The sequence below is a fragment of the Pseudomonas uvaldensis genome, from assembly GCF_021271205.1.
GTDB classification, from domain to species: domain Bacteria; phylum Pseudomonadota; class Gammaproteobacteria; order Pseudomonadales; family Pseudomonadaceae; genus Aquipseudomonas; species Aquipseudomonas uvaldensis.
This window is the reverse complement of sequence record NZ_JAIWKS010000012.1, coordinates 149,816-164,030: the sequence shown is the minus strand read 5'-3', so window position 1 is coordinate 164,030 and position 14,215 is coordinate 149,816. Positions and strand designations below refer to the sequence as shown.

The 14,215-nt window shown below is 60.0% G+C and carries 12 protein-coding genes; 8 read left to right on the top strand and 4 right to left on the bottom strand.

Annotated features, from left to right (window positions below; translation table 11 throughout):
• Positions 1-170 precede the first annotated feature (170 nt).
• Positions 171-572 carry a MerR family transcriptional regulator gene (locus LCU97_RS23340; RefSeq protein WP_053154595.1) on the top strand — a complete coding sequence of 134 codons (402 nt, stop codon included), beginning with the start codon at positions 171-173 and terminating at the stop codon, positions 570-572.
• A 141-nt stretch (positions 573-713) separates the two neighbouring features.
• Positions 714-1,613, top strand: coding sequence for a hydroxymethylglutaryl-CoA lyase (locus tag LCU97_RS23335; RefSeq protein WP_053154598.1), 900 nt, complete (start codon positions 714-716; stop codon positions 1,611-1,613).
• Positions 1,614-2,173: 560 nt separating this feature from the next.
• Here the strand turns inward: LCU97_RS23335 and LCU97_RS23330 are convergent.
• Entirely contained in the window at positions 2,174-3,871 is a 1,698-nt protein-coding gene (locus LCU97_RS23330; RefSeq protein WP_232777897.1) for an AMP-binding protein, read from the bottom strand.
• Positions 3,872-4,087: 216 nt separating this feature from the next.
• Between LCU97_RS23330 and LCU97_RS23325 the strand changes: the two genes are divergently transcribed.
• Genes LCU97_RS23325 through LCU97_RS23310 form a run of 4 tightly spaced genes read left to right on the top strand, consistent with a single transcriptional unit; the run spans position 4,088 to position 9,663 of the window.
• Positions 4,088-5,251: an isovaleryl-CoA dehydrogenase gene (locus LCU97_RS23325; protein ID WP_053154605.1), complete on the top strand. Its 1,164-nt coding sequence runs from the start codon at positions 4,088-4,090 to the stop codon at positions 5,249-5,251.
• Positions 5,252-5,262: 11 nt separating this feature from the next.
• A complete protein-coding gene (locus LCU97_RS23320; protein ID WP_053154611.1) occupies positions 5,263-6,870 on the top strand; it encodes a carboxyl transferase domain-containing protein in 1,608 nt (535 codons plus the stop codon).
• Positions 6,871-6,883: 13 nt separating this feature from the next.
• On the top strand, positions 6,884-7,714 hold the full coding sequence (locus LCU97_RS23315) for a gamma-carboxygeranoyl-CoA hydratase (protein WP_232777896.1): 831 nt from the start codon (positions 6,884-6,886) through the stop codon (positions 7,712-7,714).
• On the top strand, positions 7,714-9,663 hold the full coding sequence (locus LCU97_RS23310) for an acetyl/propionyl/methylcrotonyl-CoA carboxylase subunit alpha (protein WP_232777895.1): 1,950 nt from the start codon (positions 7,714-7,716) through the stop codon (positions 9,661-9,663). Before LCU97_RS23315 ends, LCU97_RS23310 begins: the two co-directional genes overlap by 1 nt.
• Positions 9,664-9,692: 29 nt before the next feature.
• Here the strand turns inward: LCU97_RS23310 and LCU97_RS23305 are convergent, their stop codons facing one another.
• Positions 9,693-10,340 carry a LexA family protein gene (locus LCU97_RS23305; RefSeq protein WP_232777894.1) on the bottom strand — a complete coding sequence of 216 codons (648 nt, stop codon included), beginning with the start codon at positions 10,338-10,340 and terminating at the stop codon, positions 9,693-9,695.
• Positions 10,341-10,468: 128 nt separating this feature from the next.
• Between LCU97_RS23305 and LCU97_RS23300 the strand changes: the two genes are divergently transcribed.
• Together LCU97_RS23300 and LCU97_RS23295 are read left to right on the top strand one after the other, a co-directional pair.
• Positions 10,469-10,813: a DUF6124 family protein gene (locus LCU97_RS23300; protein ID WP_053154622.1), complete on the top strand. Its 345-nt coding sequence runs from the start codon at positions 10,469-10,471 to the stop codon at positions 10,811-10,813.
• A gap of 488 nt (positions 10,814-11,301) precedes the next feature.
• Positions 11,302-12,453: a M14 family metallopeptidase gene (locus LCU97_RS23295; protein WP_232777893.1), complete on the top strand. Its 1,152-nt coding sequence runs from the start codon at positions 11,302-11,304 to the stop codon at positions 12,451-12,453.
• An 85-nt stretch (positions 12,454-12,538) separates the two neighbouring features.
• On the opposite strand, the gene LCU97_RS23290 is transcribed toward LCU97_RS23295, so the two are convergent.
• Positions 12,539-13,081 carry a cytochrome b gene (locus tag LCU97_RS23290; RefSeq protein ID WP_232777892.1) on the bottom strand — a complete coding sequence of 181 codons (543 nt, stop codon included), beginning with the start codon at positions 13,079-13,081 and terminating at the stop codon, positions 12,539-12,541.
• On the bottom strand, positions 13,078-14,160 hold the full coding sequence (locus LCU97_RS23285; protein ID WP_053154637.1) for a catalase family peroxidase: 1,083 nt from the start codon (positions 14,158-14,160) through the stop codon (positions 13,078-13,080). The genes LCU97_RS23290 and LCU97_RS23285 overlap by 4 nt, the downstream gene beginning before the upstream one ends.
• Positions 14,161-14,215: the final 55 nt, after the last annotated feature.

Here is a 14,215-nt window from a genome sequence, read left to right as displayed (position 1 = left end):
CTGCTCGCGATAGCGGTGGATCAGGTTGCTTTGATGTTGAAGGTGCCGCGTTATCGCGAGCAGGCTCGCTCCCACAGGTTTTGGGTCCCTGAGTTCCAGAGCGCTTTGCTTGACGTGAACGTCAACCTGCCATTAGCTTAGCCCCAGCCCCTTCCGTTTCGAGCGCTTCCATGAGCAGCCAGACCTACAGCATTTCCGACCTTGCCCGCGAATTGGACATCACCACCCGGGCCATTCGTTTCTATGAGGAACAAGGCTTGCTGAGCCCCGAACGACGTGGGCAGGAACGCATCTATTCGCCGCGGGACAAGGTCAGTCTGAAACTGATCCTGCGGGGCAAGCGTATTGGTTTTTCCCTGGCCGAATGCCGCGAACTGATCGAACTCTACGACCCTTCCAGCGGCAACCAGAAACAGCTGCACAGCATGCTGGCCAAGATCGCCGAGCGCCGGGAACAACTCGAACAGCAATTGCTCGACATCGAACAGATGAAGCTTGAACTCGACACCGCCGAAGAACGCTGCATCCAGGCGCTGGAGCAGACGCTCAAGGGTGAAAAAACCGTCCAGTAACGATACGGATCCATTGTGGGAGCGGGCTTGCTCGCGAACGCGGATTTATTTCGACTCATCTGTCGATTGACACACCGTTTTCGCGAGCAAGCCCGCTCCCACACTGGACCTGATGAGCCCCACCACTACAGGTCAATCTCCATGTCCCTCCCCTCCTTTGTACGCCTGATCGAAGTCGGCCCCCGCGACGGCCTGCAGAATGAAGCCCAACCCATCAGCGTCGCCGACAAAGTTCGCCTGGTGGATGCCTTGAGCGCCGCTGGCCTGGGTTACATCGAGGTCGGCAGCTTTGTCTCGCCCAAATGGGTGCCGCAAATGGCCGGCTCCGCCGACGTGTTTGCACAAATCCAGCGCAAGCCCGGCGTCACCTACGGCGCCCTGGCACCGAACCTGCGGGGGTTCGAGGATGCACTGGCGGCCGGCGTCACGGAGGTGGCGGTATTCGCCGCGGCGTCCGAAGCGTTTTCCCAGCGCAACATTAACTGCTCCATCAAGGAAAGCCTGAACCGCTTCGCACCGATCATGGAGGCTGCGAAGCAGAGCGGCGTCAGCGTGCGGGGTTATGTGTCCTGCGTACTGGGCTGCCCGTACGAAGGCGCGGTCAAGCCTGAGCAGGTCGCCTGGGTGGCCCGCGAGTTGTATGCGATGGGCTGCTATGAAGTGTCCCTGGGCGACACCATTGGCACAGGCACCGCAGGCGCCACCCGCCGGATGTTCGAGGTGGTCGGCGAACAAGTGCCGCGTAGCAAGCTCGCCGGGCATTTCCATGACACCTACGGTCAAGCCATGGCCAATGTGTACGCCAGCCTGCTGGAAGGCATCGCCGTGTTCGACAGCTCCATTGCCGGGCTCGGCGGCTGCCCCTACGCCAAGGGCGCCAGCGGTAACGTCGCCACCGAAGACGTACTGTATTTGCTCAACGGCTTGGGCATTGAAACCGGGGTTGACCTGGATGCATTGATTCACGCGGGCCGACAGATCTGTGACGTGCTGGGTCGCCCGACCGGTTCACGGGTGGCCAAGGCACGCAGCGCGTCGTGAGTGTTACCTGCCTCGTTTGTAACGACGGCGAAACGAGTAACACGGAAACAATTTGTCAGATCTGCCGTGCCTTCGACGGCGCCCAGAAAAATCAAACTATTGATTTTAAAGGACTTTTAAAAGTTGGCACGGCACCTGCTTTCTCTCTGGCATAACAAGAATAAAAAAGTAGCAAACCAATAAAAACAAGACGAAACGACTCTGACATAACAAAAACAACACGGCAGAGACGCAGCTAACAGATTTTTTTGGAGAAGATGTGCTTTTCAGGGTGCTTCCAGGAGCAACCCGCAACCGGGCAGAGAAGAATAAGACTACCGTCAGGTAGTACCCGAATCGGTTGGATCGCGAAGCGAAAAAGCAGATCAGCGCTCAAAAAAATACGTTTGCTCTTGATCCCGGATGGGGATCGCCCAAAACAGTGGTAAAGGGTCACGGCTGCCAAAAACAACAACAGGCCGCCCCTCAATAATAAAAAGAGCACGCGACGACAAAATTAAAGGGGAGCTTCGGCTCCCCTTTGTGCTGTCTGGTGTTTGGGTTTTTCCTTGTGGTCAGCCTCAGCCTTCCCTGTCGCAAATTTCTTCAATGCTGATTTCACGCATGCGGAATTTCTGGATCTTCCCAGTGACGGTCATCGGAAACGCCTCGACGAACTTGAAGTAACGCGGTGTTTTGAAGTGGGCAATGCGCTCCTTGCACCAGGCCTGCAGTTCCTGTTCGGTGGCACTGTGGCCGGGGTGGAACTTGATCCAGGCGACGATCTCTTCGCCATAACGCGAGCACGGGATGCCGATCACTTGTACGTCGGCCACCGCCGGATGGGTAAAGAAGAACTCTTCCAGTTCACGAGGATAAATATTCTCGCCACCGCGGATGATCATGTCCTTGTTGCGTCCGACGATGCAGACATAACCCTGTTCATCCATGGTCGCCAGGTCGCCGGTGTGCATCCAGCCATCTGGATCGATAGCCTCGGCAGTGCCCTTGGGATTGTTCCAGTAACCGAGCATCACGCTGTAGCCGCGGGTACACAGCTCGCCGATAGTCCCTCGAGGGACGACTTCGCCAGCCTCGTCGATAATCTTGCTTTCCAGGTGCGGCTGGGTACGGCCGACAGTGGTGACGCGCAATTCCAATTCGTCTGAAGGACCGGTCTGCAATGACACCGGGCTGGTTTCCGTCATGCCGTAGGCGATCTGCACTTCGGCCATGTGCATCTCGCTGATGACCCGCCGCATCACTTCGATCGGGCAAGTCGCGCCGGCCATGATTCCCGTGCGCAGGCTGGACAGATCCAGTTCGCGTCGCTCAGGGTGGTCCAGCATGGCAATGAACATGGTGGGCCCACCATAAAGCGCAGTGGCTTTTTCCTCGGCCACGGTGGTCAGGGTCAGCAACGGATCGAAAGCGTCGTTGGGATAGATCATGGTGCTGCCGTGGGTCATGCAGCCCAGGTTGCCCATCACCATGCCGAAGCAGTGGTACAGCGGGACCGGGATCACCAACCGATCGTTGGCCGTGAGGCCCAGGCTTTCACCCACCATGTAACCGTTGTTGAGAATGTTGTGGTGACTGAGGGTCGCGCCCTTGGGGAAGCCAGTGGTACCTGAGGTGTATTGAATGTTGACCGGTTGATCGATGTGCAGGCCGGCCTCGCGTTCAGCCAGTTGCGCGGGCGATACCGCCATGCCCAGCGCCGCCAGTTGCGACCAGGGCAAAAAGCCTGACGGCGGCTGTAGATCGAGGCTGATCACGCCTCGCAGGTCCGGCAAGCGCTCGCTGTCCAGATGGCCGATCGACTGCTGCTCCAGCTCCGGCGCAAGAGATTGCAACATGGCGTGATAATCGGAAGTTTTGAACGCCCCAGCGCACACCAGCCACTGGCACCCGGACTGCTTGAGCACATATTCCAGCTCGGAGGTGCGATAGGCCGGGTTGATGTTGACGAGGATGACGCCAATCTTTGCACTGGCGAACTGGCTGATGCACCACTGGGCGCAATTGGGTGCCCATACACCGAGGCGGTCGCCGGTTTGCAAACCCAGCGCCAGAAAGGCCCGAGCGTGCAGGTCGACAGCTTCGGCCAATTCTCGCCAGGTGTAACGCAACGATTGATGACGAACCACCAACGCCTCACCATCGGGATACCGCTGCACGGTCTGGTCGAAAGCCTCGCCGATGGTTTGCGCCAGCAGGTCCTTGGCCTGCAAACCTCGCGTATAGCTGAGCTGCGAATGCGAACCGGGTTGATCCATGATGCTCCCTCTTGTCTTTATTAGTGGGTGTATCGGTGAACCGTATGCACACAGGCTCCCTCGCCACAGGAAAGCTGATGCAGCGTCCTTACTCTCGCTCAAGTTGACGTTAACGTAAAGGGCGATTGACAGTCACCCATCGCAGGCTTACGTTAACGTAAAGGTGAGAGCCATCCCATCGCTCCTCCGCACCCACAAAAAAGCCAAAGGTGTCCCATGAGTTACCCATCCCTGAATTTTGCCCTCGGCGAAACCATCGACATGTTGCGTGACCAGGTGCAAGCCTTCGTCCAGGCCGAACTGGCCCCTCGCGCGGCTCAGATCGACAGTGACAACCTGTTCCCTGCCGACATGTGGCGCAAATTCGGCGATATGGGCCTGCTGGGCATTACCGTACCGGAAGAGTACGGCGGCGCCGGGCTGGGCTACCTCGCCCATGTGGTGGCGATGGAAGAAATCAGTCGCGGTTCGGCCTCGGTCGCTCTCTCCTATGGCGCTCACTCCAATCTTTGCGTCAACCAGATCAACCGCAACGGCAATCACGAACAGAAAGCCAAATACCTGCCAAAGCTGATCAGCGGCGAACATGTCGGCGCCCTGGCCATGAGCGAGCCCAACGCGGGCTCCGACGTGGTGTCCATGAAGTTGCGGGCCGACAAGCGCGGTGATCGTTACGTGCTCAATGGCAGCAAGACCTGGATCACCAACGGCCCCGACGCCAACACTTACGTAATCTACGCCAAGACCGACCTGGAAAAGGGTCCCCACGGCATCACCGCATTCATCGTCGAGCGCGACTGGAAAGGCTTCAGTCGCAGCAACAAGTTCGACAAGCTCGGCATGCGCGGCTCCAACACCTGCGAGCTGTTTTTCGATGACGTCGAAGTACCGCAAGAAAACATCCTCGGTGTGCTCAACGGTGGCGTAAAGGTCCTGATGAGCGGCCTCGACTACGAACGCGTGGTGCTGTCCGGCGGCCCCACCGGAATCATGCAGGCCTGCATGGACCTCATCGTCCCCTACATCCATGACCGCAAACAGTTCGGCCAGAGCATCGGCGAGTTCCAGCTGATCCAGGGCAAGGTGGCCGACATGTATACCCAACTCAATGCCAGCCGCGCCTACCTTTACGCGGTGGCCCAGGCCTGCGAGCGCGGCGAGACCACCCGCAAGGACGCCGCCGGGGTGATTCTCTACACCGCCGAACGCGCCACACAAATGGCCCTGGATGCCATCCAGATCCTGGGGGGCAACGGCTATATCAATGAGTTCCCCGCCGGACGTCTGCTGCGTGACGCCAAACTGTACGAAATCGGCGCTGGCACCAGTGAGATTCGTCGGATGCTGATCGGCCGCGAACTGTTCAACGAAACTCGCTAACGGAGCTGACCATGGCCACGCTGCACACTCAGCTCAACCCCCGCTCGCCGGAGTTCATCGTCAACCGCGATGCCATGCTCGGCCAGGTCGAGGCCCTGCGCACCTTGCTCGATCAAATCCGGCAAGGGGGTGGCGCCAAGGCTCAGGAACGCCATACCTCACGGGGCAAGCTGCTGCCTCGCGAACGCATCAACCGGCTGCTGGATCCGGGCTCGCCCTTTCTGGAGATCAGCCCGTTGGCCGCCCATCAGGTTTATGGCGAAGACGTCCCTGCCGCCGGCGTTATCGCCGGGATCGGTCGCGTGGAAGGTGTCGAATGCATGATTGTCGCCAACGATGCGACGGTCAAAGGCGGTTCCTACTACCCGCTGACGGTGAAGAAACACCTCCGGGCCCAGGCCATCGCCCAGCAGAATCGCCTACCCTGCATTTACCTGGTGGACTCCGGTGGCGCCAACCTGCCCCGTCAGGACGAAGTCTTTCCGGACCGCGAGCACTTCGGACGGATTTTCTTCAACCAGGCCAACATGAGCGCCCAGGGTATCGCGCAGCTTGCGGTGGTCATGGGCTCGTGCACCGCCGGTGGCGCATATGTACCGGCGATGGCCGACGAAGCGATCATGGTTCGCCAGCAGGCCACTATCTTCCTCGCCGGCCCGCCGTTGGTCAAAGCCGCCACCGGTGAGGTGGTCAGCGCCGAGGATCTGGGCGGTGCGGATGTGCATTGCAGGACTTCCGGCGTGGCCGACCATTACGCCGACAACGACGAGCATGCCCTGGCGTTGGCCCGCCGCAGCATCGCCAATCTCAACTGGCGCAAACTCGGTGACGTGCAGGCCCGCACGCCGATCGCCCCGCTGTACTCGAGCGAAGAACTGTACGGCGTGGTGCCGGCCGATGCCAAACAGCCTTTCGATGTGCGGGAGGTGATCGCACGCCTCGTGGACGGTTCGGTATTCGACGAGTTCAAGGCCTTGTTCGGAACCACGCTGGTGTGCGGCTTTGCCCACCTGCACGGCTACCCGGTGGCGATCCTCGCCAACAACGGCATCCTGTTTGCCGAGGCGGCGCAAAAAGGCGCGCACTTTATCGAACTGGCCTGCCAGCGGGGCATTCCACTGCTTTTTCTGCAAAACATCACCGGGTTCATGGTCGGGCAAAAATACGAAGCCGGTGGCATCGCCAAGCACGGCGCAAAACTGGTCACCGCGGTGGCGTGCGCCCGGGTGCCTAAATTCACCGTCATCATCGGTGGCAGTTTTGGTGCGGGTAACTACGGCATGTGCGGGAGGGCCTATGACCCACGTTTCCTGTGGATGTGGCCGAACGCACGCATCGGCGTGATGGGGGCCGAACAGGCCGCCGGGGTGCTGGTGCAGGTCAAGCGCGAACAGGCCGAACGCAGCGGTCACCCGTTCAGCGCCGAGCAGGAAGCCGAGATCAAGCAACCGATCCTCGACCAGTACGAAGAACAGGGTCACCCCTACTATTCCAGCGCCAGGTTGTGGGACGACGGCGTCATCGACCCGGCCCAGACCCGCGACGTACTGGGCCTGGCCCTGTCCGCGTCACTCAACGCCCCCATTGAACCGAGCCGCTTCGGCGTGTTCCGGATGTAACCGGGAAATGTCCATGGATAACTTCAACACCCTCGAACTGCTCACCGACCCACGCGGCGTCGCCACCCTATGGCTGAGTCGCGAGTCGAAAAACAACGCTTTCAACGCCGAAATGATCCGCGAGCTGATCCTTGCCCTCGACCATATCGGCACTGATCCGAACCTGCGTTTCCTGTTGATCCGCGGACGTGGCAAACATTTCAGCGCCGGCGCCGACCTGGCCTGGATGCAACAGTCGGCCGAACTCGACTACCACACCAATCTCGACGATGCCCGGGAATTGGCTGAGTTGATGTACAACCTGGCCAAGCTGAAAATTCCTACGCTGGCGGTCGTCCAGGGTGCGGCGTTCGGCGGCGCCCTGGGGTTGATCAGTGCCTGCGACATGGCTATCGGCGCCGATGATGCGCAATTCTGCCTGTCGGAAGTGCGCATTGGCCTGGCGCCGGCGGTCATCAGTCCGTTCGTGGTGCAGGCCATTGGTGAGCGAGCGGCCCGACGCTACGCCCTTACCGCAGAACGCTTCAGCGGCCAGCGTGCGAAAGAACTCGGTTTATTGTCGGAAAGCTACCCGCCCGAGACGCTGGATGCCCAAGTCGAACAATGGATCGGCAACCTGCTGCTCAACAGCCCGGCGGCCATGCGCGCCAGCAAGGAACTGCTGCGCGAAGTCGGCAGCGGTGCCCTTACCCCGGCGTTGCGGCGGTATACGGAAAATGCCATTGCTCGCATCCGTGTCAGTCCCGAGGGCCAGGAAGGCCTGCGGGCCTTCCTGCAAAAACGGGCGCCAAACTGGCAAGCCGATACGCCCCCTGCCGCGTCGAAACATAAGGAGTCGCGTTGATGACCGCCCCCGTCCTCACCACATTGCTGGTGGCCAATCGCGGTGAAATCGCCTGCCGCGTGATGCGCACCGCCAAGGCCATGGGGCTGACCACTGTGGCGGTGCACAGCGCCATCGACCGCGACGCTCGCCACAGCCGCGAAGCCGATATACGCGTCGACCTGGGCGGCAGCAAGGCCGCCGACAGCTACCTGCAGATCGACAAACTGATTGCCGCGGCCCACGCCAGCGGCGCCCAGGCCATTCATCCGGGCTACGGCTTTCTTTCAGAGAACGCCGGGTTTGCCAGGGCGATTGAAAATGCCGGGCTGATCTTTCTCGGCCCGCCGGCGTCGGCCATCGACGCCATGGGCAGTAAATCCGCGGCCAAGGCGCTGATGGAAACCGCCGGCGTCCCCCTGGTGCCTGGTTACCATGGCGAAGCCCAGGACCTGGATACCTTTCGCGACGCCGCCGGGCGCATCGGCTACCCGGTCCTGCTCAAGGCCACGGCCGGTGGTGGCGGCAAAGGCATGAAAGTCGTCGAAGACGTCAGCCAGTTGGCCGAAGCCCTGGCCTCGGCGCAACGTGAAGCGCAGTCGTCGTTCGGCGACTCACGGATGCTGGTGGAAAAGTACCTGCTCAAGCCGCGTCATGTGGAAATCCAGGTATTTGCCGATCAGCATGGCAACTGCCTGTACCTCAACGAACGGGACTGTTCAATCCAGCGCCGTCACCAGAAGGTGGTGGAAGAAGCGCCCGCCCCAGGCCTGACCCCGCAATTGCGCAAGGCGATGGGCGAAGCCGCCGTGCGTGCGGCCCAGGCGATCGGCTACGTCGGCGCGGGCACGGTAGAATTCCTGCTGGATTCGCGGGGCGAGTTCTTCTTCATGGAAATGAACACCCGGTTGCAGGTCGAGCACCCGGTCACCGAAGCCATCACCGGCCTGGACCTGGTCGCCTGGCAGATCCGCGTCGCCCAGGGTGAGCCGTTGCCCATCACCCAGGAGCAGGTCCCCCTGCGAGGCCACGCCATCGAAGTGCGACTGTACGCCGAAGATCCGGCCAATGACTTTCTGCCCGCTACGGGGCGGCTGGCCTTGTACCGTGAATCCCAGGCAGGACCCGGCCGTCGCGTCGACAGCGGAGTGGAGGAAGGCGACGAAATTTCACCTTTCTACGACCCGATGCTCGGCAAACTGATCGCCTGGGGTGAAGACCGTGAACAGGCACGGTTGCGGTTGTTGAGCATGCTCGACGAATTTGCCATCGGTGGCCTGAAAACCAATATCGGCTTCCTGCGGCGCATTCTGGCTCATTCGGCCTTCGCGGCGGCCGAACTGGACACCGGATTTATCCCACGTTACCAGACGCAATTGCTGCCGGAATCTGGTGAACTGGACGACGCATTCTGGTTCGCCGCAGCCCAAGGGTTCGCCTTGAGCCTGACGCCACGCCAGCGATCCGACGATGCCGGCTCGCCCTGGTCCCGTCCCACCGGACTGCGCCTGGGCTTGCCAGGGGAAACCACCTTGCATTTGAGCTGCGACGGCCAGGACCGGGCGGTGACGCTGGACCTCCAGGCTGCGGCCGCGGAGCTGCGTGGCGAGCAACTGATCATCGAGCATAACGGCCTGCGCCGTGGCCATCGCGTCATACGCCTGGGCGACAGCCTGTATCTGCAGTGGAACGGGGATCTGCACCGCATCGACCTGTACGATCCGCTGGCCGCCGCCGAAGCCAGCCACAGCCACCAGGGTGGCCTGACCGCGCCCATGAACGGCAGCATCGTCAGGGTGCTGGTGAGCCCCGGCCAGACAGTGGAAGCAGGTACTCAACTGGTGGTGCTGGAAGCCATGAAGATGGAACACAGCATCCGTGCGCCCAAGGCCGGCGTGATCAAAACGTTGTATTGCCAGGAAGGCGATATGGTCAGCGAAGGCAGCACGCTGGTGGCGTTCGAGGAGTAGATATCGGCCCGTCCCAGGGGCCGATACGATCAGAACCGGATAGTGGCTTGCACGACGACACCGATGATGTGGCACTGCTCGGTGTACAGGTTTTTCGGGTATGTCGGATTGAGCGGGACCAGGTAAAGCTGCCCGCTCTCTTCGATCAGTTTGCGAAAGGTCGCATCGCTGCAACCCGGTAACTGAGCGACCACCAGCTTGCCGGGCACCGCCTCGATGGCCGGGTCCACCAGGATCGACATCCCCTCGGGAATGCTCAACCCGGTCGGGGCAGTCATCGCATCCCCCACCACGACCAGCCAGAACGCGTCTCCTTGCGCGTGGTAGTCCGTCAGCTCAAAGCGTGCCTGGCTGTAATCGCCAGGAGCACCTTCGCGGACTGCGCCAACATCCTGCCAGTCGCTCACCGGGTAGCGGAAGTACGGGTTGTACTTTTGCGCCAGGGCCATCCCCTCTTCGGTCGATGTGTCCGGCTCGCGGATCACCATCGCCACTTCGAGGAACTCCATGCCCAATTCCTGCAGGACCCGGTTCATGTCTTCGACACTGGGTTGCCGGCGCTTGGTCAGCCAATGGCCGACGCCGCCCTGAGACATTCCCAAACGTTCTGCGAGCACCACTTGCGTGACGCGCAGCTCCTTCATCTTGGCCTTGACCAACTCTATCCATTTATCCATGAGCGGCACGATACGTGGATGATCTCCACCATCAAAACACATATTGTAGTATTTAAATCGCCGTCACAATTACGATTAGTACTATTCTGAATCGAGGATCCAAGCCCCTCACGGAGAACCTCGATACCATGGACACTGCCAACAAAGACGAGCCTATCAACCCTTTCGACAGCGCGTTCCCTTCGCTACAGGATTGCCCGGCCGCCCAGCGGGCCCTGGATTACTACTTGAAACCGGGTGTTTCAGAGACTCAAGAGCATCGTTTTTTCGACGTGAACCGCAACATCAGCGGAGAAGAAGCCCTGGTTCACGCGTGCGACCTGCTGCGCTGCGCAGCTGCCACCGCCCACGAGTCAGCCAATCGGTTGGAAGGTTCGAGCCGTGACCTGGCATTTTCAGTGGTGCATATGATTGATCTGGTCAAGGCAATGCTTGACCGCTCGCTGGATAGCTACCCTACCCGTCAGGCGTAACCATTGGGAATGGCGCGGCGGACGCGACCGGCAGGAAAATTTTTTCCAATGAATGCAATAAAATCATTTGACTTGCAAATGATAATGATTATTATTGCATCAGCTGGTCGCGAGATCAGTCGATAGACCAGAAGACCTTAGGTCGGACTTCTGGAATATCTCCTCATCAGGCTAATCACGGTTTTTGACCCGGCTTTTTGCCGGGTCTTTTTTTTGGCCGATTTTCGGCTTATGGCTTCAGGCTAATGAAGTCTTTTGGGTGTGGCTGATTTTGATGGCGGCGATGATAGCAAATGAAAACCCGTTGACAAACATCACCCGCCATCGCGGTGAAAACTATTGACAGGCAGCACTTGAGAATCAATTGCAGACTCTCTAAGCTGCTTTTGCGTCCAGGGAGGACGCCCCCTTCGCGCATGATGCAAATCGTCCCGATTTTTCTTTTCCAGCGTGTAAAGTAACGGCCATAAAAATCCTTTTCGGGAATCGTGACCGTGGCTAAATCCTCTTTTGATATCACTGCCAATTTCGACAGCGGCAACATCGAAGTCGTGGACATCAGCAACCCGTTGCAGTCGTTGCTGAAAATCAGACCCGACACCCGCAGCGCCCACTTCCAATGGTTCCACTTCAAAGCCAGCGGTCTTCACGTTGGTCAGGAATATTCCTTCAGACTGCTCAATGCCAGTCAATCGTCCTACAACAAGGCGTGGACGGGTTATCAGACCGTCGCATCCTACGATCACGTCAACTGGTTCCGCATCCCTACTCAGTTCGAAGGCGATGCCCTGCGTTTTCATCTTGAAGCCGAACAGTCTCATGCCTGGTTCGCCTATTTCGAACCCTACAGCCGTGGCCGACACGACTGGTTGATCGAGCAGGCACAACACAAGGCCGGAATCGAACAACTGGCCACCGGTAAAAGCGCCGAAGGGCGCGACATTCAATTGCTGCGCAAAGGCAGCGGTGCCGAAGGCCAACGCAAGATCTGGATCATCGCCCAGCAGCATCCTGGCGAGCACATGGCCGAATGGTTCATGGAAGGGGTGATCGAACGCCTCCAGGACAAGGACGATGCACAACTGAACCGGCTATTGACCAAGGCCGACCTGTACCTGGTACCGAACATGAACCCGGACGGTGCGTTCCATGGCCATCTGCGGACCAACGCCATGGGCCAGGATCTCAACCGCGCCTGGCAGAATGCCAGCCAGGAGATAAGCCCTGAGGTGTTTTTCGTACAGCAGCAAATGGAGAAATACGGCGTCGATCTGTTTCTGGACGTCCATGGCGACGAGGAAATTCCTCACGTATTCACGGCCGGCTGCGAAGGCAATCCAGGCTACACGCCACGCATTGCGAAACTCGAAGAACGCTTCCGCAGCCACCTCAAACACCAGACCAAAGACTTCCAGACCACCTATGGCTACACCCGGGACGAACCGGGCCAGGCCAACATGACGCTGGCCTGTAATGCAGTCGGTCAGAAATACGACTGCCTTTCCTTGACCCTGGAAATGCCTTTCAAAGACCACAACGACCACCCGAACCCGCACACAGGCTGGTCCGGCAAGCGCTCGATGCAACTGGGCAAGGATGTATTGAGTACCATGGCGGACATGGTCGACGAGTTGCGCTGAAGCAAGCACTCCTTGTGGCGAGGGGGTTGGGTTGCTATGCAACCCAGCGGGGATAAATCCCCTCGCCACAAAACCTTCATCCGTCTCAAGTCCGATCTCTACCCCGCAACATACTGTCCAATACCTCATCCCGTCTTACCCAACCGTGAAACAGCGCCGCCGCCAGATGCACCAGCACGGTCAGGAACAACAGATACGCCAGGTAACCGTGGGCCTTGCGCAGCAGCGCGAAGGTCGGTGCGTCCGCCGGTAGAATCGAAGGCAGTTGCAGCGTGTCGCTGAGCATCACCGGGTCCCCGGCCGCTGAAACCATTCCCCAACCCAACAACGGCAACACCAGCATCAAGGCGTACAGCAGGACATGCGACGCTTTGGCCGCCAACGCCTGCCAGCCCGGCAGATCGGCGGGAAGCGACGGCTGCCGAGTCGTGAACCGCACCACCAGACGCACGATCACCAACAGCAGGATCGCCACCCCCAACGGCTTGTGCAGTTGCAGCAGCCACTCATGACGCTCGGACACCGAAGCCACCATGCCCGCGCCTATGAACAGCATGGCAATGATCATCAGGGCCATCAGCCAGTGGAGCAACCGAGCCAGCGGCGCGAAGTGATGGGGGGCGTTCATGGGCGGGACTCCTGGTTGGCGGGCAATGGATTCACTTCACTGGCACGCCGCAAGTAGGACCTGGCATAGGCGGCGGACCGTGCGACCAGCAACGGGTCTTCGGAACCTTCGATACCGCTGGGCAGGATCAGCGGGTCGTAGTTAATGTCGCGGCATTCACCGTTGTCCTGCGCCTGGGTGCGCTCCAGTACCAGCGTGCCGGCATTGAGCACCTTGCGATCGGCGGGCCAGACCTTGCTGGCGTCGTTTACTGGATCCCCCGGGTTGGCCAAAGTGATGTTCAACCGCCAGCGCAACGGTCCGGCAGCGAGGCGCTTGGCCAGGTCCTGTTCGAGAAAGTCGGCCCCCTGGGGTGGCGTTGCGTCCGCCGTATCCTGGCTCAAGGGCACCACGCCCCAGCGCACCGCCTGACGTTGCCCTGCCTGATTGACCAGATAAAACGCGTTGATACCGTTATAGGTTTCAGTGGCATAACTGGCCGACGGCCTGGCCGTCTTGATCCATTGCAGAAACGGCATGGCTTCCGGATGCGCGGCAAAAAACGCCGGCACCGCCGCCGGATTGGGTTTGCCCGTGGCCGGGTCGGGCAATTGAGCCTGTTGGAACTGGTAAAACGCCTCAGGCGTACCCACCGGGAACACCGGCATGCTGTTCATGCCGGTACGCCATTGTTGGCCGTTGGCCTGGGTGAAACGCAGCGCAAGACTGCGGATCGGCACGCTGCCGTCCGGTGCGTAAGGATTCCCACTGGGCAAGGCGAAACGTCCGACTACCGGCGTGCGCGACTCCATGAACACCTGGGCTCGGGAATAGGCTCGTGCCTCGCCGCTGCTTTCGAAATAGCCGGCAACGCAGACACCTTTTGAATGGTTGCGTCGAAAGCCGGGGTGAACACCGTTATTTTTTTCTAGCACATTGACCAGCGCATCGGGCGTCAGTCGCTGTGGGTCAAGGGAGCCGTTGACGTAGGCAAACGCCCCGCCCAACGCGGCCACAATGACGGCGATGCCACTCAGGCGCAGCGCCAGGGCTGCGGGACTCAACGGCGGCCGGCTCGGTGAAGCGGAAGGGTCAACCATGACGAAGCTCCAAGGCCCAAGGCCATTTGAGGAAGGACCCGTCAGACGAAGGCAC